Annotated in this window: 12 protein-coding genes; 4 read left to right on the top strand and 8 right to left on the bottom strand. The window is 71.2% G+C overall.

Annotated elements, in window-relative coordinates; all coding sequences use genetic code 11:
• Positions 1 to 3: 3 nt before the first annotated feature.
• The 7 genes from ACO1X9_RS03690 to ACO1X9_RS03660 are packed head-to-tail and all read right to left on the bottom strand — an operon-like array spanning position 4 to position 8,739.
• Positions 4 to 1,200, bottom strand: coding sequence for a benzoate/H(+) symporter BenE family transporter (locus tag ACO1X9_RS03690; RefSeq protein WP_486349478.1), 1,197 nt, complete (start codon positions 1,198 to 1,200; stop codon positions 4 to 6).
• 19 nt (positions 1,201 to 1,219) lie between these two features.
• Positions 1,220 to 3,433 carry a glycoside hydrolase family 31 protein gene (locus ACO1X9_RS03685; RefSeq protein ID WP_486349477.1) on the bottom strand — a complete coding sequence of 738 codons (2,214 nt, stop codon included), beginning with the start codon at positions 3,431 to 3,433 and terminating at the stop codon, positions 1,220 to 1,222.
• A complete protein-coding gene (locus ACO1X9_RS03680) occupies positions 3,430 to 4,542 on the bottom strand; it encodes a glycoside hydrolase family 15 protein (protein WP_486349476.1) in 1,113 nt (370 codons plus the stop codon). Before ACO1X9_RS03680 ends, ACO1X9_RS03685 begins: the two co-directional genes overlap by 4 nt.
• A complete protein-coding gene (locus tag ACO1X9_RS03675) occupies positions 4,542 to 5,804 on the bottom strand; it encodes an ABC transporter substrate-binding protein (protein WP_486349475.1) in 1,263 nt (420 codons plus the stop codon). The genes ACO1X9_RS03680 and ACO1X9_RS03675 overlap by 1 nt, the downstream gene beginning before the upstream one ends.
• A gap of 23 nt (positions 5,805 to 5,827) precedes the next feature.
• Positions 5,828 to 6,658 carry a carbohydrate ABC transporter permease gene (locus ACO1X9_RS03670; protein WP_486349474.1) on the bottom strand — a complete coding sequence of 277 codons (831 nt, stop codon included), beginning with the start codon at positions 6,656 to 6,658 and terminating at the stop codon, positions 5,828 to 5,830.
• On the bottom strand, positions 6,648 to 7,532 hold the full coding sequence (locus ACO1X9_RS03665) for a carbohydrate ABC transporter permease (protein WP_486349473.1): 885 nt from the start codon (positions 7,530 to 7,532) through the stop codon (positions 6,648 to 6,650). Before ACO1X9_RS03665 ends, ACO1X9_RS03670 begins: the two co-directional genes overlap by 11 nt.
• Complete coding sequence (locus tag ACO1X9_RS03660) at positions 7,522 to 8,739, bottom strand: ROK family protein (RefSeq protein ID WP_486349472.1); 1,218 nt, start codon at positions 8,737 to 8,739, stop codon at positions 7,522 to 7,524. The genes ACO1X9_RS03665 and ACO1X9_RS03660 overlap by 11 nt, the downstream gene beginning before the upstream one ends.
• A gap of 179 nt (positions 8,740 to 8,918) precedes the next feature.
• On the opposite strand from ACO1X9_RS03660, the gene ACO1X9_RS03655 reads away from it, so the two are divergent.
• Genes ACO1X9_RS03655 through ACO1X9_RS03640 form a run of 4 tightly spaced genes read left to right on the top strand, consistent with a single transcriptional unit; the run spans position 8,919 to position 16,264 of the window.
• Positions 8,919 to 12,020, top strand: coding sequence for an FtsX-like permease family protein (locus ACO1X9_RS03655; RefSeq protein ID WP_486349471.1), 3,102 nt, complete (start codon positions 8,919 to 8,921; stop codon positions 12,018 to 12,020).
• Positions 12,017 to 14,683 (top strand): FtsX-like permease family protein, encoded by a 2,667-nt coding sequence (locus ACO1X9_RS03650; RefSeq protein ID WP_486349470.1) that lies wholly within the window; start codon positions 12,017 to 12,019, stop codon positions 14,681 to 14,683. Before ACO1X9_RS03655 ends, ACO1X9_RS03650 begins: the two co-directional genes overlap by 4 nt.
• Positions 14,684 to 14,693: 10 nt before the next feature.
• Positions 14,694 to 15,569 (top strand): ABC transporter ATP-binding protein, encoded by an 876-nt coding sequence (locus ACO1X9_RS03645; protein ID WP_486349469.1) that lies wholly within the window; start codon positions 14,694 to 14,696, stop codon positions 15,567 to 15,569.
• A complete protein-coding gene (locus ACO1X9_RS03640; RefSeq protein WP_486349468.1) occupies positions 15,566 to 16,264 on the top strand; it encodes an ABC transporter ATP-binding protein in 699 nt (232 codons plus the stop codon). The genes ACO1X9_RS03645 and ACO1X9_RS03640 overlap by 4 nt, the downstream gene beginning before the upstream one ends.
• 21 nt (positions 16,265 to 16,285) lie before the next feature.
• Here the strand turns inward: ACO1X9_RS03640 and clpX are convergent.
• The coding region (gene clpX, locus ACO1X9_RS03635; RefSeq protein WP_486349467.1) for an ATP-dependent Clp protease ATP-binding subunit ClpX at positions 16,286 to 17,039 on the bottom strand (754 nt) is incomplete at its 5' end.

The following is a 17,039-nucleotide window of genomic DNA, read 5'->3' as shown; positions in this document are numbered from 1 at the left end:
CCATCAGACGTCTGGCGCATCCTCCGCGAGCTGACGGCGGCGCCGCCACGGCCGCATCCAGAGCATCACGATCCCGCCGACGAGCAGGGCCCAGAACGCCGACCCGATGCCGGCGATCGAGACGCCCGACACGGCGACGAGGAAGGTCAGGATCGCGACGATGCGGTGTGCGGGCTCCTCGAGCGCCGTGGTCACCGCGGTGATGAGCGCGCCGAGCAGGGCGAGACCCGCGACCGTCGTGATGAGCACGGGCGGGCTCACGACGACGAGCACCGTCGCGACCCCGGAGAGCAGGCCGAGCACCGCGAGGGTCGCTCCACCGGTGACGCCCGCGATCCAGCGGCGGTCGCGGTCGGGATGCGCGTCGGGGCCGGCGACCATCGCCGCCGTCATCGCGGCGAGGTTGAGCGCGATGCCGCCGAACGGTGCCGCGAGCAGGTTGCCCGCCCCGGTGCTCAAGAAGATCGCGCGCGCCGGGGGATGCTCGAAGCCGAAGGTGCGCAGCACGGCGAAGCCCGGCACGTTCTGCCCGGCCATGGTCACGAGGTAGATCGGAACTCCGAGCCCGATCACGATGGCGGGGTCGAAGCCGGGCAGCACCGGGGCGAGCACCGGCAGGATGCGCGCCCCCGAGAGGTCGGCGCCGCTGCTCGAGACCGCGACGACGATCACCGTGACGACGACGGCACCGGGCACCGCCCAGCGGGGGGCGAACTTGAGGAGCACGAGCCAGGTGAGCACGATCGGCAGCGCGAGCCAGGGCAGCTCGAAGCTCGCGGTGACCGGGGCGAGGCAGATCGGGAACAGGATGCCGGCGAGCATCGCGCTCGCGATCGGTTTCGGGATGCGCGTGACCGTGCGCGCGAGCCACGGCCACAGGCCGGTGACGACGAGCAGGAGACCGCACAGCAGGAACGCGCCGACCGCGCTCGCGTAGTCGTCGGTCCCGGCCGACGCGAGCACGAGCGCCGCGGCCGGGGTCGACCAGACGACCGAGATCGGGATGCGGGTGACGAGGCTCAGCACGATCGTGATGACGCCCGGGATCAGGCACAGCATCAGCAGCCCCGACGCCGCCTGCTCGTCGCTCGCGCCGACGTTGTGCAGCCCCGCGATGAGCAGCGGGAACCCGCTCGCGAAACCGGTGACCCCGGCGACGACGCCCGCGGAGATCGGCTGGGCGATCGAGGTGGCGCGCATCCCGCCAGCCTAGGGTCGCTCAGCCCTCGAAGACGTCGCGCAGTCCCGCCCAGCGGTCGGCCCGCACGTACACCGGGATCTCGTCGAGAGGCACCGCCCGCTCGATGACCCGGCCGCCCTCGAACTCCTCCCCCGTCCACGCGTCTACCCAGCGACCGGCCGGCAGGTAGGTGCTCCAGCGCGTGGCGCCCTCCTCCACGACGGGGGCCACGAGCAGCGCCGATCCGAGCAGGTACTGGAACGGGAAGTCCCAGATGCGCTCGTCGTCGGGCAGGTCGAAGAAGAGCGGTCGCATGAGCGGTGTCGACGTCTCGATCGCTCGTTGCCCCTCCTCGACCAGATACGGTGCGAGGCGCGTGCGGATGTCGGTGAAGTGCTTGTAGAGCGAGAGCGCCCGAGGGTCTCCCGACTGCTCGGCGACATTCCATGGCGTACGATCGCGCGACGGGACGCGGTGGGCGTTGAACTCGGCGTGGTACTGCATGATCGGGCTGAACACCGCCATCGCCGCCGTGCGGAGGTAGAGCTCCACGGTCGGCAGCTCGCCCGAGAACCCTCCGTGGTCCCAACTCCAGGAGAAGACGCCGCTCACGCCCGCGGTGAGGCCGGCCGTCACGGACGCGCGGTAGGCGGGCCACGTCGAGCGTTCGTCGCCGGCCCAGTGCGCGGGGAAGGATCCCGCTCCGGCGTGGCCCGCGCGTGAGAACGTCACGCCGTCGACGCCGGCCGAGTCGAGCAGCTCGTGGAAGGCCTGCGCGTACAAGTTCGGGTAGCGGTTGTTGGAAACATCCCCTCGGGTGCCGTCGCCGAACCGCAGCTCGTCGCCCCACGTGTGCTCGCCGCCGTCGGTCTTGAAGCCCGCGACGCCCATCTCCTCGACGAGGTAACGGCGCTTGTCGGTCCACCACCGGCGCACCTCGGCGCGAGTGAAGTCGGGGAGGAGGGCACGGGGGAACCACCAGCCGCGGTTGCGATACGGGCGCCCGTCCTCCTCCATCACGGCGTACCCGCGGTCGACGAGGGCGACCCGGTCGGCGATGAGCTGCTCGTCGTCTTCGAGGTCGTGGTCGGGGACGACGGGGATCTGCCAGAGGATGGTGCGCACCCCCTGCGCGCGGAGCCTCTCGATCATGCCCTTCGGGTCAGGCCAGGCGCCATCGTCGGGGAAGCTGAAGTCGTCATAGCGCAGCGGCTCGCCGTCGTGGCGCGGTGTGTACCGCGCGTCGCGCCAGATGTGGATCGTGCCCTCGTCGCTCCACGCCTCGATGACGATCGCCCCGACGGCGACGCCCTCCGCGAGACTCCGGGCCACCTCGGCCTCCACGCGTGCCTGCGTGTTCCATTCGTTCGAACTGATCCAGGGCTGATACGCCCAATCCGGGATCGCCTTGGGGCGACCGACGACTCCGAAGAACCCGTCGAGCACCTCGGCGGGTGTGCCCGACCAGGTATGCACGGCGAGGAAGGGATCGGCCGGATCCAGCTGCACCTCGACCCACAGCATCCCGGGTTCGCGCGAAGCGACGTCGAACCAGACGCGCCGGGTCGTGTCGACGTGGAAGCCCCAGCCGGAGCCGCCGACGACGTGGGCGAAGGGGACAGGGAGATACGTCCGCTCGCCCTGGTCGCAGTACTGCTCGAAGACCGTCGCATCGACGGCGCGGCCGACCTGATCGAGCGCGTGGAATCGCTCGCCCAGCCCGACGACGTGCTCCGAGGCAGCCAGGCGCAAGGCGAACCGCACGCGCGTGGGTCCGGCGCCGTCAGCGGCGAGCCACTCGACGCTGCTGGGCACGACGAGGTCCGCCGCGCCGCCATCGATGTCGAGCCGGCCACCCTCGGCCGACCAGGCCGACACGGGGAGTTCGAACCAGGCGGTCGTCGTCCTGGCGTCCCCGGAGCGCAGCCGGTAGCGCACGGACTCGTCCGCCGAGAAGGGACCGATCGAGGCCGACCAGGGGTCGAGGCCGCCCGTGTCCTCCCCCGCCTCCGCCGCGGCGGCGAGGTGCCCGTCGGCGTCGGCGAGGCCGCGTCCCGAGCCGATCGAGTCGATCGCGGTCGCGGCGACCGTCGAGAGGATGCCGTCTCGCTCGACCTCGACGTGGACGGCGAGCCCCGGGGCTGCGAGTGCCCCGACGGTGACCTCCTCGCCCGTGGTCGGCAGCACCGGGTGACGCTGGTCGAGGCTCGCGCGGTACTTGTGACCGCGTCCGATCGGGGTGTGGCGGATCATGGGGTCCTCTGCGAGGTCAGGCCGAGGGCGTGGGCGAGGGTCAGGTACATGGCGTGGGACCAGAGGAGGGGTCGCGCGCTCGGCCCCCATCTCTGCACCCACTCCTCGATGCGGTCGGGGAACAGCGCGTTGCCGTCGACCTGCTCGGGAAGATGGAGCTCGGCATCCGCCTGGCGCGCGATCCACTCGAGCCGGGCGAGCGCGGCATCCCGATCCCCCTGCTCGGCGTCGTGCCAGCCGAGGAACGCGGCGAGCAGCACCCACTCCCCGCCGCCGTAGAAGGTATCGGCGAGGTAGCGGTAGACGCCGCCGGGGGCGAGTTCGTGCCGCACGCGTTCGACGGTGGCGACGGCGATCGGGTCGGTGGGGTCGACGAGGCGGAACGGCGTCACGCACGCGACGAGGCTGGCGTCGACGTCGGTCGATCCGAGGTGCTTGACCAGGTGCCCGTCGACGACGGCCTCGCGCAGCACGAACGCGCGGATCTCCTCCGCGACCGTCGCCGCCCTGTCGCGCAGGGGTCGCGGCACCTCCGGCCACGACGACGCCGCGACGAGGCCGGCGCGCACGGCGGCGAGGCTCGAGGGATGCCGAAGGTCGCCGTTCTCCTCCCACCAGTCGTAGAACGGGCTTGACCAGAACGCGCACAGGTAGGCGACGGTGAGCTCGATGCCCGCGAGATAGCGATCGATGTCGGCTCCGTGGCGCTCGCGATGCTCGCCGAGCGCCCACAACCAGGTGCCGTAGCCGTCGAGTTGGAAGTTCTCCCACTCCACCGGCGACTCCGTGCCGTCGGTGCGATATCGCGTGTGGAGGTGGTCGGTGAGCGCGACGTCCTCCACGCCGCGCTCACCCCGCTCGACCAGGTTCAGGACCTGGTCGCGGCGGTCTGTCAGGATCTTGGCGCACCAGCCGAAGAACGCCTCCGCGCTGTCCGCCTCACCCACCCGGCTCATCGCATCGGCGATGAACGCCCCGTCCCGGAACCAGGAGTACTGGTACGTGGGGAAGGTGGGAGACGCGAGGTACGCTCCCGTGGCCGCCTGACCGCCCCGGATGACCTCGATGCTACGAGGCACGAGACGGGCGTGAATCGGGTCGATTTTCATCAGAGCAGTGCGTCGACTTCCGCCTTGGCCTGGTTGAGGGCCTCCTCGACCGACAGTTCGCCGATGACCGCCTTCTGCAGGTAGAGCGTGACGATGTCCTGCAGTTCCTGCTGGCGCTCGATCACGGGCGGTACGACGACGCCCTCGAGCGCGTCGAACACGGCCTGACGGTTCGCCGGCGGGCTCTGCTCGAGGTAGGGCGCGAGCAGGGTGTCGTCGAACACGGCGGGCAGTTCCCAGTTGCCGTTGAGACGCTCGTCCACCGTGACCTCGCTGGCGGCGAGGAACTGCAGCCACTTGGCGGCAGCTTCGGGGTGCTCCGTGGTGGCCGACGCGACCGCGGCGTTGGCGAAGAAGTGCGACGCGCGCTGGGCGTTCCCCGGCTCGACGGCGATGTCCCAGTTGCCGGACATCCCGTCCGCGAGCAGCCCGAACATCCAGATCCCGGTGTGCCACATGCCGACCTTGCCGTCCATGAACAGCAGGTCGTCGCCGCGACCGTCGCGCTGCGCGTCGGTGGGCATCGTGGTGCCGACCTTCTCGACGAGCCACTCTGCCGCCTCGACACCCTCCGGGCTGTTGAAGGTCGCCTCGGTCAGGTCGGCGTTGAAGAACTCGCCACCGTTCTGGGCGAGCACCTTGTAGAACTCGAAGAACTGCACCGGCTGATAGACGCCGTAGATGTCGTCGCCGAGGGCGCGGATGGCCTCGGCGGCCTCCTGCTCGTCGTCCCAGGTCCACTCCTCGGTGGGGTACTCGACACCCGCCTGGTCGAAGAGGTCCTTGTTGTAGTAGAGGACGACGACGGAGAAGCTCTCCGGAAGCCCGTACTGGATGCCGTCGTATGTGAACGCGTCGTACGCCTTCGGGTAGAACGCGGCGGGGTCGATGCCGCCGTCGCCGATCTGCGCCTCGAGATCGAGGAGCGCACCCGAGGCCGCGAACGACACGAAGTTCTCGTAGTTGAGCTCGAACGTGTCGGGCGCGGTGTTGCCGGCGATCTGCGTCTTCAACTGGGTGAAGTAGTCCTCGAAGGCCGCGTTGGAGACCTTGACGGTGATGTCGGGGTTCTCATCCTCGAACGCCGCGACGATCCGCTCGAGCTTGTCTTCGTGGTCGGCACCGGCCGTGAAGTTGAAGTACTCGATCTCGACGGGGCCGCCGTCGTCGGAGGAGCCGGTGCATCCGGCGAGGGCCAGGCTCGCGATCGCGGCCGCCCCGAGGGCGATCGCGGCGCGCGAGCGTCGGAATGTGAGTGACATGGAATTTCCTCTCGTGAGCGGACTCAGCCTTTGAGCCCGGACATGGCAACGCCTTGGAGGATGTAGCGCTGCGCGAACAGAAAGACGGCGACGATCGGAAGGACCGAGAGAGTCGCCCCCGCCAGCAACAGGTTCCAGTCGGTGACAAAGCGACTGGACAGGCTGGAGAGTCCGAGGGGGAGCGTCATGAGCTCCGGGTTGTTGATGACGACGAGCGGCCAGAGGAAGTTGTTCCACGACCCCATGAACGAGAAGACGGCGACGGTGGCGAGCGCGGGCTTCGACATCGGCAGGATGATGCGGGTGAAGACCCGGATGTGGCCCGCGCCGTCGACGAAGGCCGCCTCCTCGTAGTCGCGCGGGATCGTGAGGAACGCCTGGCGCAGCAGGAAGACACCGAACGGCATCGCGATCTCGGGGATGATGAGGCCGGCGTAGCTGTCGAGCAGCCCCAGGTAGCGCAGCTCGATGAAGAGCGGCACCACCATCACCTGGAACGGCACCATGAGCGTCGCGAGGAACAGCACGAAGAGCGCATTGCGTCCGCGGAACTGGAAGCGCGTGAAGGCGTACGCCGCCATCGCACTCGTCAGCACCTGCAGCAGCATCACGGCGAGCGAGACCCCGAGGCTGTTGAGGATCCAGCGACCGAGCGGGATCTCGCCGCTGAAGAGCCGCTCGTAAGCCGATGTGTCGACGGGGTTCGGGATGATCGACGGCGGCGTCTTGAACAGCTCGCTGTCGGTCGTGAGGGAGGTCGCGACCATCCACACGAACGGGAAGAGGAAGATGACGGCGCCGCCTGCGATGACGGCGATGCGCAGGGCCGAGACCCACGGGCGCTCAATTCCCATAGTGCACCCACTTCCGTTGGAACCTCAGCTGCAGGACGGTGAAGGTCAGGATGATCGCGAAGAGGATCCAGCTCATCGCCGACGCCTCGCCCATCCGGCCGTACCGGAAGGCGTTCTGCACGACCTGCTCCATGACGACGGTCGTCGCGCCTCCCGGGCCGCCTTCGGTCATGACCCAGACCTGGTCGAATACCTGGAACGCCCCGATCATGGCGAGGATCATCACGAAGAGGATCGACGGGGTCAGGAGGGGGAGCGTGATCGAGCGGATGCGCCGCCACACCCCCGCGCCGTCGATGCGCGCCGCCTCGTACAGCTCCTCCGGGATGTTCTGCAACCCGGCGAGCAGGATCAGCATGTTGAAGCCGAGGTCCTTCCAGACCGAGGCGATGATGATGGCCGGCATCGCCCAGTCCGGGTCGGTCCACCAGCCAGGGCCCTCGATGCCGACGAGGCTCAGCAGGTAGTTGACCATCCCGCCTTGCGGGCTGAGCAGCCACTTCCAGAGCAGCGCGACGACGACCCAGCTCGTGACGACCGGCAAGAAGTAGATGCTGCGGAAGAACGCCAGTCCATTGAGCCGGGAGTTGAGCAGCAGCGCGACGGCGAGTGCGCCGACGAGCACGAGCGGCAGGTACCCGACCATGTAGTAGAGGGTGTTGCCGAGCGCCTTGTGGAAGCGCGGGTCGCCCAGCACCTCGGTGTAGTTCGCGATCCCGACGAAGACGGGAGGCCGCAGCAGATTCCATTCCACGAGGCTCACCCAGACCGACGCGACCATCGGGAACAGCCGGAACGCGACGAGCGGGATGAGCGCCGGCAGCAGGAAGAGCAGGATGAGCAGGAGCTTTTTCGCTCCGCGTTCACCGACCATCGGATTCCTCCTGAAGAGTCGAGAGGTCGTTGAGCCGCGAGCGCACGAGGCGGCCCTGCTCGCCGGCGAGGCCGCCCGAGTCGAACGGCGTGGAGAGCACCAGGGCGGCAGCGCCCTGCGCCCAGCTCTCGTCGGTCCAGTTCTCAACGACGACAGGCACGCCGCGCCGGGCGGGAAGGAGCGCGCGGCGGAACTCGGGCTCGAAGCCGTACGACCAGTGGGACCAGGCCGCCGTTCCCTCTCCGAGCACGACGACGACCTCGGGGTCGAAGATCTGCACGACGCCCGCGACCACCCGCGCCAGGTCGTGACCGGCGCGACCGAAGATCCGCTGCGCCTCGGCGTCACCGTCGTCTGCCGCACGCGTGAGGGCGGTGATCCCTGCAGCCGGCGAGATCACACCGGCTTCTCGGGCCGCACTCTCGAGCGCCGCCTCGCCGACGATCGACTCGAGGCACCCGGAGTTGCCGCACGTGCAGGAGGCTCCACCCTCTACGACGGGAACGTGGCCGATCTCGCCCGCGCCTCCCGAGCCGCCGCGCACGACGACGCCATCGACGACGATCGCCGCACCGACGCCGGAGCCGATGGTGAGCACGAGATAGTTGCGGTGCTGGCGCCCGAGCCCGAAGAGCTGCTCGGCCATCGCGAGGGCGTTCACGTTGTTCTCGACGAGCACGGGGAGGCCCAGTGCTCGTCGTAGCGCCGAGCCGAGCGGAATCTTCGCCCACCCGAGTTGGTGCGAGTCGGTGAGACCGTTTCCCTGCTCGTCGACAGCACCCGGAACGCCGACGCCGATGCCGAGCACGGGCAGCGCACCACCGTCGATGAACCGTTCGAGAGCCTTCACGAGTTCATCGAGCATCGTCGGGGTCGTCGGATCGAAAGGCTCGTGCGCGGAGCGCACCACCGCACCATCGAGGCCGACGTCCACGAACGCGAGGTGGTCGGGCGCAACCTTCACGCCCACGGCGCGTCCGGCCGCGGTGGCGAGCCCGAGCAGGCGGGCGGGACGTCCTCCTGAGCGCTGTTCGTCGCGCTCCTCTACGAGGCCGTCGGCGAGCAGACCCTTCACGAGTTGCGTCATGAGTGCCGGTGAGAGGTCGAGAGCGCGAGCGAGGTCGGCGCGCGACGCGGCCCCCTGCGCGCCCAGATGGGCGAGGATCGCGGACCGACTCAGGTCGGTGCGCGCAGTCGGATGGTTCACCATCGAGGTCCTCGGCTGTGTCGGGTCGGTCACATCGGCGTGACTTAGTTCAGGAGTTAATAAAGCAGGGAATGAAGTACAGGTCAAGTCCGCGACGTGACGGATCGGACTGTGGGCCGGAGAGACGCCCGACGCATAGACTTCCGGCAACTTCCCAACGCGAGTGAGGTCCTCAAGACGTGCCGTCCCCGCTCACCCGCCTGCGGGAGCACGCTGGCTGGTTCGTGGCGCTGCTCATCACCTCCACCCTCGTCGTCGGGCTCGCGGCCGGGATCGCCGGGTATCTCGACCGTCAAGCAGCGGCCGGCGTGCGTGCGGGCTTCGCGGAGCGCTCGGGCGCGTACCTCGCACTCCGGCTCGGTCTGCCGCTCGCCGCCGACGCGACCCGGCAGGACGCCGACGTGCGGGGGATGATCGACCGCCGCTTCGCGACCGTCGACGTGCCGATCGCCGTCGACCGGAGCCTCCAGGCCGAGGCCGCCGCCGCCGACGGTGACGGTGTCACGCGGCGCGTCGTCGTCCTGAGCCTGGACGACGACGAGCAGCGGCTGTCGCTCGTCTCCGGGGACTACGCCGACGACGACGAGGTGCTCGTGCAAGCCGACGCCGCGGCCGAACTCGGGCTCGCTCCGGGCGACCCGCTCACGATCGAGGGCACGGCCTTCACCGTCGCCGGCACCTGGCGCGCCACCGACAGGCTCGACCCGCGCTGGCTCGGTGACCCGCTCATCGAGACCGGGCGCTTGTCGACGGCGATCGGACCCGTCATCGTGCCGGAGTCGGCCTGGAGCGCGTGGGAGGAGGTGCGCCCGCAGGCGCGCTGGACCCTCGTCCCGTCGCTCGCCGCGGTCGACGTCGACGAGCTGGACCGGCTCGCGAGTGCCTGGCGCACCCTCCACCGCGGCTGGGAGGGCGAGGACGGCGGACTTCGCGGCCTCGCCAAGAGCGGCAGGCTTCTGCAGACGGTGAACGACCTCGATGCCGGAATCGCGGGATTCCGAGCCGTTCAGCCCGTCGCCCTGCTGCTGCTCGGCGCGATCGCACTCGTCACGTTCGCCGAACTCGCCCGCCTGCTCACGGCGCTCCGCGCGGCCGAGACCGCATTGCTCTGGTCGCGCGGGGCTTCCGCCCTCGGCATCGCGACCCGCTCCGCGGCCGAGGTGGCGGTCGTCGCCGCACTCGGCGCGCTTCTCGGCGTCGGGGCCGCCCTCGGCATCCTGGCTCTCCTCCCCGGGGTGGGAGCCGTCTCCCTGCCCTCGCTCGCCCTCCCGGTGATCGCGACGGTGGTGGCCGCGACGACGACGGTCGCCGTGAGCACCGCGCGCTCGGCGCTGCGACAGACCGTGCGCGACCCCTCGGATGCCACCGGCCGCCGCCGTCGGCTGACCGGCGGCGGCGTACTCGCGCTCGCGGTCGCCGCGGCGGCGCTCTCGGTCTGGCAGTTGAACCTCTACGGGTCGCCCGTCACTCCGACCGCGAACGGCGGCAGCGCTGTCGACCCCGTGGCGGTTCCGGCCCCCGCGCTCACCCTCGTCGCCGTCGCGCTCGGGGCGCTCGCGATCTTCCCGTTCGTCGCGCGCCTCGACGAACGACTCGCAACGCGCGGCGGGGTGCGTCGGCTGCTGTCGAGCCGCACGGTGTCGCGTCGTCCCGCCCTCGCCGCCGCCCCGCTCCTCGTCGTCGCGCTCGGCGTCGGCAGCATCGTCACGGCGGCCGGCTACCAGGCGACCTGGACGGCGACCTTCGACCTCGCGGGCGAGCTGCGCGCAGGGTCCGACCTGCATGTCTCTGCCAACTCCCCCGGCATCCCGGCCGAGGCCGTCGACCGACTCCAGGAGGTCCCGGGCGTCGAAGGGATCGCGCCGCTCGAACTCGACGACCTGCAGCTCGGCACCGGCTCGGGCACGATCGTGTCGGTCGCGCCCGACGCCCTCGCCTCCGTCGCCGCGTCGTTCCCCGGCGCCTTCGACCCGGTCGCTGCAGCGGATGCGCTGCGTATCGCGCCCCCCGGGCCGGTGGTACCGGCCGGCACAACGGAGCTCCGCCTCACCGTGCGCACCGAGTTCTTCGAGGTGCCGCCGCAGGTCACGGCGATCGTGCGCGACTCCTACGGCGTGCAGCGTCTCGTGCCCCTCGCGGTCGTCACGACGAGTGCCGATCCGACCGCCCCGACCGATCCGGTGCGAGCCGAGACCCTCTACTCGGGTGAGCTGCCCGCGGTGCTCGACCGCGTCGCCGCGGCGCTGCGCCTCGTCGCGTTCGACGTGGACATCCCCGACGCGTCGGTGACCGGAGTCTCGCCGGGCACCCTGCGGCTGGGCAGCCTGACCGCGACGAGCGGCGGGGCGGCGGAAGAGCTGCCGCTCGAGGGCGTGTGGTTCCCCGACTCGCCGGTGGCGACCTCGTACCCGCCGACCCCGACCGACGACGGTCTCGGCTTCCGCGCGGTGACGTCGACCGAGCGCGCCCGCCTGACCGCGACGCTCGACGGCGGGTTCAGCGACGACGTGAAGCCCCCGGTCGTCGTCTCGCAGGCGCTCGCCGACGCGTACAGCGTCGACGTCGGCGATGACCTCACCTTCTCGGTCGGCAGCGTCACGCAGCAGCTCGTCGTCGACGTCATCGGCATCGTCCCGGTGGTGCCGACATCCCCGACCGCCGTGGCGCTCCTGCTCGACCTCACGGTCGTGCAGCACTACGGGTTGCGACTCACCGACCGGCAACCGGGATCGACCGACCTCTGGATCTCGACCGACGATCCCGCCGCGACCCTCCCCGACGTGCGCGAACTGCTGCCCGCGAACAGCCGCATCGACTCCGCGGGGGATCCCGCCGGGCGCGAGCTGCTCGGCTCCGCCGTCCTCGCGCTGTGGCTCGCCGCCGCCGGGTGCGCCGTGCTCGCCGTCGCCGGGGTGGTGGCCGCGGGGCGGTCGCTCCGCCGAGAGCGTCGGAGCGGCATCGCCATCCTGCGTGCGCTCGGCCTCTCGCCCGCCGACCAGGCCGCCATCCGAGGGCGCGAGCTCGGCGCGGTGGTCGGCTACGGCGCACTCGCGGGGCTCCTCGCCGGGGCGGCCGTCGTGGTCCTCACCGTCCCTCCGGTCGCGCGCGCCGCGGTCCCGGGCCTCGACCCGCAGATCGCGACGTCGGCCGCCGTCGCCGTCGTGCCGCTCGTGCTCGCGCTCGGCGCCCTCGTCGTCGCGCTCCTCGCCGTCGTCATCGTCGCCCGCGCCGACCTCGCCCGCGCCGCCCGCACCGCCTCGCCGTCGGAGGAGTCGCGATGAGCGGGCTGAGCAGCCCCGCGCTCGTCGTGCGGCATCTGCGCTCCGGCGTCACGGGGTCGGTGCTCGTCGGGATTCTCGTCGGGCTCGCGGTGCTCGCGACCGCGCTCGCCCCGCGTGCCCTCGCCGCCGTCGGTACGGAAGAACTACGGTTCCAGCTGACCTCGGCCTCCCCCGTGCTCATCGACCTGAGCGCGAGCGGCCGCGTCGGATTCGCACAGACCACTCCGGAGGGTGACCTCGACCGATTGCTCGGCGCGATGGACAGCGCGATCGTGCACACGCCCGAGCGGCTGACCGATCCGCTCGCGAGCGCGACCCTCACCCCGCAGTGGGTCGCGCGCACGGTCGCCGACGACGCGTCGCCACCGGGGGTGCGCCGTCTGCGGCTCATCGTCGACCTCGCGCTCGATCTGCGCGTCGCCGACCGCATCCGGGTGCTCGAGGGGGAGCTACCGGAACCGTGGCGGCCCGACCTCGACCCCGACGCCCCGATCGACGTCGCGCTCTCCGCCGCGGTCGCCGATGCCGCAGGACTCGAGATCGGCGACGTGCTCGGATACCTCCCCGCCGACCTGCGCGTCGCCGCCGTCTACGAGCCGGTCGACGCCGACGACACTTACTGGCAGCACCAGTCGAGTCTGCTCGCGCCGATCGTCGAAGCCGAGCCCGGGGTGCTGCCGACGATCCGCACGAGCGTCTACGTCGCTCCCGAGACGGCGATCCCGCTGCAGGACCCGCTGCAGAACGGGCGGCTCGAGGCCTGGGTGCCGATCGATCCGGCGAGGATCGCCCTCGCCGACGCCGAGGTCGTCGCGGCGCAGGTGCGCGAGCTCGCGTCGACGGCGACGTTCCTACCCCGGGGCGGCAGCCTCGAGTTCCGCAGCGGTCTGCCCGACGCCCTCGACCGGGTGCAGGAGCGCGTGACCGCGGTGTCGGCGCTGCTCGCCCTGAGCCTCTCCGGTCTGCTCGGAGTGCTGCTCGCGGTCGTCGCCCTCGGCATCCGCTCGGTCATCGCCCGCCGCACGTCCGCGCTCTCGCTCCTCGCCGCCCGGGGGGCGAGCGGCCTCCAGGTGCGCGGCATGATGGCACTCGAGGGACTGCTCGTCGCCGTCCCCCCGGCGGCGATCGGGATGGTGCTCGCCGCCGTGCTGCTCCCCGGAGATCCGGGGCTCGCGGGTGGGATCGCTCCGGTTCTGCTCGCGCTCGCGCCGATCGTGCTGTTCGCCGCGCTGACCTCGCCGCGTGGCCTCCGTCCACCCCGCAACGACCTTCGGATGCGGGGCACCTCACGCGCGCGGATCGTCGTCGAGCTCGGGATCGTCGGACTCGCCGCCGTCGCGCTCTGGCTGCTCTCGCGGCGGGGACTCGTGCCGTCCGCCGCCGCGGTGGGTGTCGATCCGCTGCTGTCGGCGACCCCGCTGCTGCTCGCGCTCGCGGTGTGCGTCATCGCCCTGCGGCTCTACCCGGCTCCCCCGCTCGCGCTTCAGCGACTCCTTCGCGCGCGCGACGGTGCGGTGGGTCTGCTCGGTTCGGCTCGGGCGGTGCGCGATCCCGCCCTCGGCTTCGCGACCGCGCTCGCGCTCATCGTCGGGGTCTCGATCGTCGTCTTCTCGACCGTCTTCGTCACGACGGTGCGCCACGGTCTCGAGGTGGGGGCTCGGGATGCCGTCGGCGCCGATCTGCAGGTGCGCGCCTTCGTGCTCGACTCCGGGGCCGTCGACGCGGCGCGCGCGGTGCCCGGTGTCAGCGACGCCGCCACGCTCACCCGAGCGGTCGGGGTGCCGTTCGTCGACGGCGCCTCCGAGAGCGACGTCTTCCTCGTGGTCGCCGACACCGCGACCCTCCACCGCATCCGGCCCGATCTGCCCGAGCTCACGCCCACCGCGGGCGGCCCCGTGCCGATGCTCGTCTCCTCCGACTGGGCCGACCGCATCGGCAGCGACGACCCCGAGCTCGGGGATGCCGTCGTACGAGTCGCGGGAACCGTGCCGCCGACCGCACTGCCCGGCATGACCCGGCACTGGGTGCTCGTCGACGCCGCCTCCGCCGATGAGCTCGGCCTCGGGCTGCCGGCCCCCGAGCGGCTGCTCGTCTCGCTCGACCCCGCGGCAGAGCCTGCCACCGTCGCCGCCGACCTCGACGCCGCCGTCGCGGCGGCGCAGCCGCAGAGCGTGCGCGGGCTCGTCGTCGTGCTCGACACCGCGTCGAGCCTGCGGGAGGCGCGCTCCCCCGTCATCCAGGGGGTCGAGGGCGCGCTGCTGCTCGCCGCGGCCGCCTCCCTGCTGCTCATCGTGCTCACCGTCGTACTGGCCTCGGTGAGCGCTGCGGCGGCACGCAACCGCCTGCTCGGTGTGCTGCGCATCCTCGGGATGTCGACCCCCCAACTGCGCGGAGTGCTCGCCTGGGAGCTGGGGCCACTCGCGCTCGCGGCGCTCGTCGTCGGCTCGGGGCTCGGGATCGCGCTCGCCGGGATCGTGACGTCGGTGCTCGACCTGCGGCCCTTCGTCGGCGGTCTCAGCCAGCCCGGCCCGCTCATCGACCCGCTCGCGGTCGCCGCCGCGCTCCTCGTGTTCCTCCTCACCGTGGTCGCCGCCGGCGCGATCGCGGTGGCACTCGGGCGACGACTCGCCCCCGCCGGCGCCCTGAAGGTGGGCGACGCATGATGGGAGACGGATGAACCCGCAGATCGAGTGCACCGACCTGGTGCGCATCTTCTCGGCCGAAGGCGTCGAGGTGCAGGCCCTTCAAGGGCTCACCCTCGAGGTCGCCGACGGCGAGCTCACCGCCATCGTCGGCGCGTCGGGGTCGGGCAAATCGACGCTGCTGTCGATCCTGTCCGGCCTCGACGTACCGACAGCGGGGAAGGCGCGCGTCGACGGCCACGACCTGCTCACCATGAGCCGTCGCGCCCGCACGCGCTATCGCCGGCACAGCGTCGGGTTCATCTGGCAGCAGACCTCCCGCAACCTCCTCCCCTACCTCTCGGCCGCCGAGAACGTCGCGACCCCGCTGTCGATCGCACGCGTGCCGGTCCGCCGCCGGGCGGCACGGGTGGACGAGCTGCTCGACCTTCTCGGGATCGGTGCTCTGCGCGACCGTCGACCCGCGCAGTTGTCGGGCGGGCAGCAGCAGCGGGTGGCGATCGCCGTCGCCCTCGCCAACTCACCACGTGTGCTGTTCGCCGACGAGCCCACGGGTGAGCTCGACGAGGCCAACTCGCAGCTCGTCTTCGACGCCCTCCGCGACGTCAACGAGAGGCTCGGCGTCACCGTGCTGATCGTCACGCACGACCAGGGCGTGTCGACGCAGGTGCGCCGCACGGTGCAGATCCGCGACGGCCGCACCTCCACCGAGGTGCTCCGACGGACCGCCGTCGACGAGCACGGCGTGGAGAGCCTGCACGCGCGCGAGTACGCCGTGCTCGATCGCGTCGGGCGGATGCAGTTGCCGCAGGACTACCTGACTCGGCTCGACATGCGCGACCGCGTGCGACTCGAGCTCGAGACCGACCACGTGCAGGTGCACCCCACCACGGAGGAGGAGCGATGAGCACGACGGTACCTGTGCTGCGAGCATCCGGCCTGACCCGCACCTACGGGTCGGGCCCGACGGAGGTGCACGCCGTCGCAGGCGTCGATCTCGAGCTGCACGCGGGCGAACTCGTCATCCTGCGCGGCGCCTCGGGCTCTGGCAAGACGACCCTGCTCAACCTGCTCGGCGGACTCGACACCCCGACCTCCGGCACCGTCACCCTCGGCGACCGCGTCGTCACCGGGGCGAGCGAAGCGGAGCTCGTCGACCTGCGGCGCGGCGAACTCGGGTTCATCTTCCAGGGTTTCGCGCTGCTGCCCGTGCTGTCGGCGGCCGAGAACGTCGAGCTGCCGATGCGCATCGCCGGGATGCCCGCCGCCGATCGGGAGCGCCGCACCGCCGAGCTGCTCGCCGCGGTGGGGCTCACGGGGCACGAGAATCAGCGACCTGACGAACTCTCCGGCGGTCAACAGCAACGTCTCGGGATCGCCCGCGCCCTCGCCAACTCGCCACGCCTGCTCATCGCCGACGAGCCGACCGGTCAGCTCGACAGCGTCAACGCCGAGGCGATGATGTCGCTCATCGCGCGTCTCGTGCACGATCGCGGCGTCGCGGCGATCGTCTCCACGCACGACCCGCGGATGGCGGCGCACGCCGACCGCATCCTCGAGATCAAGGACGGCCACCTCGTCGCGCCCTCGGCGGTCGAGTAGCGCGCAGGCGCGTGTCGAGACCTAGGCGGACTTCTCGCGGCGCTGCTCGGTGCGCGGCACGATCGTCGGCGCCGCGTTCTCGAGCACGGCGGCCTTCGTGACGACCACGCGGGCGACGTCGTCGTCGGAGGGCACGTCGAACATGATCGGGCCGAGCACCTCTTCGAGGATGGCGCGGAGCCCGCGAGCGCCGGTCTGGCGCAGCTTCGCGAGATCCGCGATCGCTTCGAGGGCATCCGTCTCGAACTCGAGCTCGACGCCGTCGATCTCGAACATGCGCTGGTACTGGCGCACGAGCGCGTTCTTCGGCTCGGTGAGGATCTGCATGAGCGCGTCTTGGTCGAGCGGCGACACGGTCGTCACGACGGGCAGACGACCGATGAACTCGGGGATGAGCCCGAACTTGTGGAGATCTTCCGGCAGCACCTCGCTGAACAGCTCCGACTCGTCGCGCTTGCTGTGCAGCGGGGCGCCGAAGCCGATGCCGCGCTTGCCGACGCGTGCTGAGATGATGTCTTCCAGCCCCGCGAACGCACCGGCCACGATGAACAGCACGTTCGTCGTGTCGATCTGGATGAACTCCTGATGCGGGTGCTTGCGACCGCCCTGCGGCGGCACCGAGGCCGTCGTGCCCTCGAGGATCTTCAGCAGCGCCTGCTGCACGCCCTCGCCCGAGACGTCGCGGGTGATCGAGGGGTTGTCGGACTTGCGCGAAATCTTGTCGATCTCGTCGATGTAGACGATGCCGCGCTGCGCCCGCTCGACGTTGTAGTCG

The sequence above is a fragment of the Pseudolysinimonas sp. genome, from assembly GCF_057350545.1.
This window is presented reverse-complemented; position numbering and strand designations above follow the sequence as displayed.

What these genes read in the sequence shown, in the direction of transcription:
- ACO1X9_RS03640 (WP_486349468.1), top strand. Translation starts at nt 15,566, where the DNA reads ATGAGCACGACGGTACCTGTGCTGCGAGCATCCGGCCTGACCCGCACC.
- ACO1X9_RS03680 (WP_486349476.1), bottom strand. Translation starts at nt 4,542, where the DNA reads ATGAAAATCGACCCGATTCACGCCCGTCTCGTGCCTCGTAGCATCGAG.
- ACO1X9_RS03685 (WP_486349477.1), bottom strand. Translation starts at nt 3,433, where the DNA reads ATGATCCGCCACACCCCGATCGGACGCGGTCACAAGTACCGCGCGAGC.
- ACO1X9_RS03650 (WP_486349470.1), top strand. Translation starts at nt 12,017, where the DNA reads ATGAGCGGGCTGAGCAGCCCCGCGCTCGTCGTGCGGCATCTGCGCTCC.
- ACO1X9_RS03665 (WP_486349473.1), bottom strand. Translation starts at nt 7,532, where the DNA reads ATGGTCGGTGAACGCGGAGCGAAAAAGCTCCTGCTCATCCTGCTCTTC.
- ACO1X9_RS03645 (WP_486349469.1), top strand. Translation starts at nt 14,694, where the DNA reads ATGAACCCGCAGATCGAGTGCACCGACCTGGTGCGCATCTTCTCGGCC.
- ACO1X9_RS03670 (WP_486349474.1), bottom strand. Translation starts at nt 6,658, where the DNA reads ATGGGAATTGAGCGCCCGTGGGTCTCGGCCCTGCGCATCGCCGTCATC.
- ACO1X9_RS03690 (WP_486349478.1), bottom strand. Translation starts at nt 1,200, where the DNA reads ATGCGCGCCACCTCGATCGCCCAGCCGATCTCCGCGGGCGTCGTCGCC.
- ACO1X9_RS03675 (WP_486349475.1), bottom strand. Translation starts at nt 5,804, where the DNA reads ATGTCACTCACATTCCGACGCTCGCGCGCCGCGATCGCCCTCGGGGCG.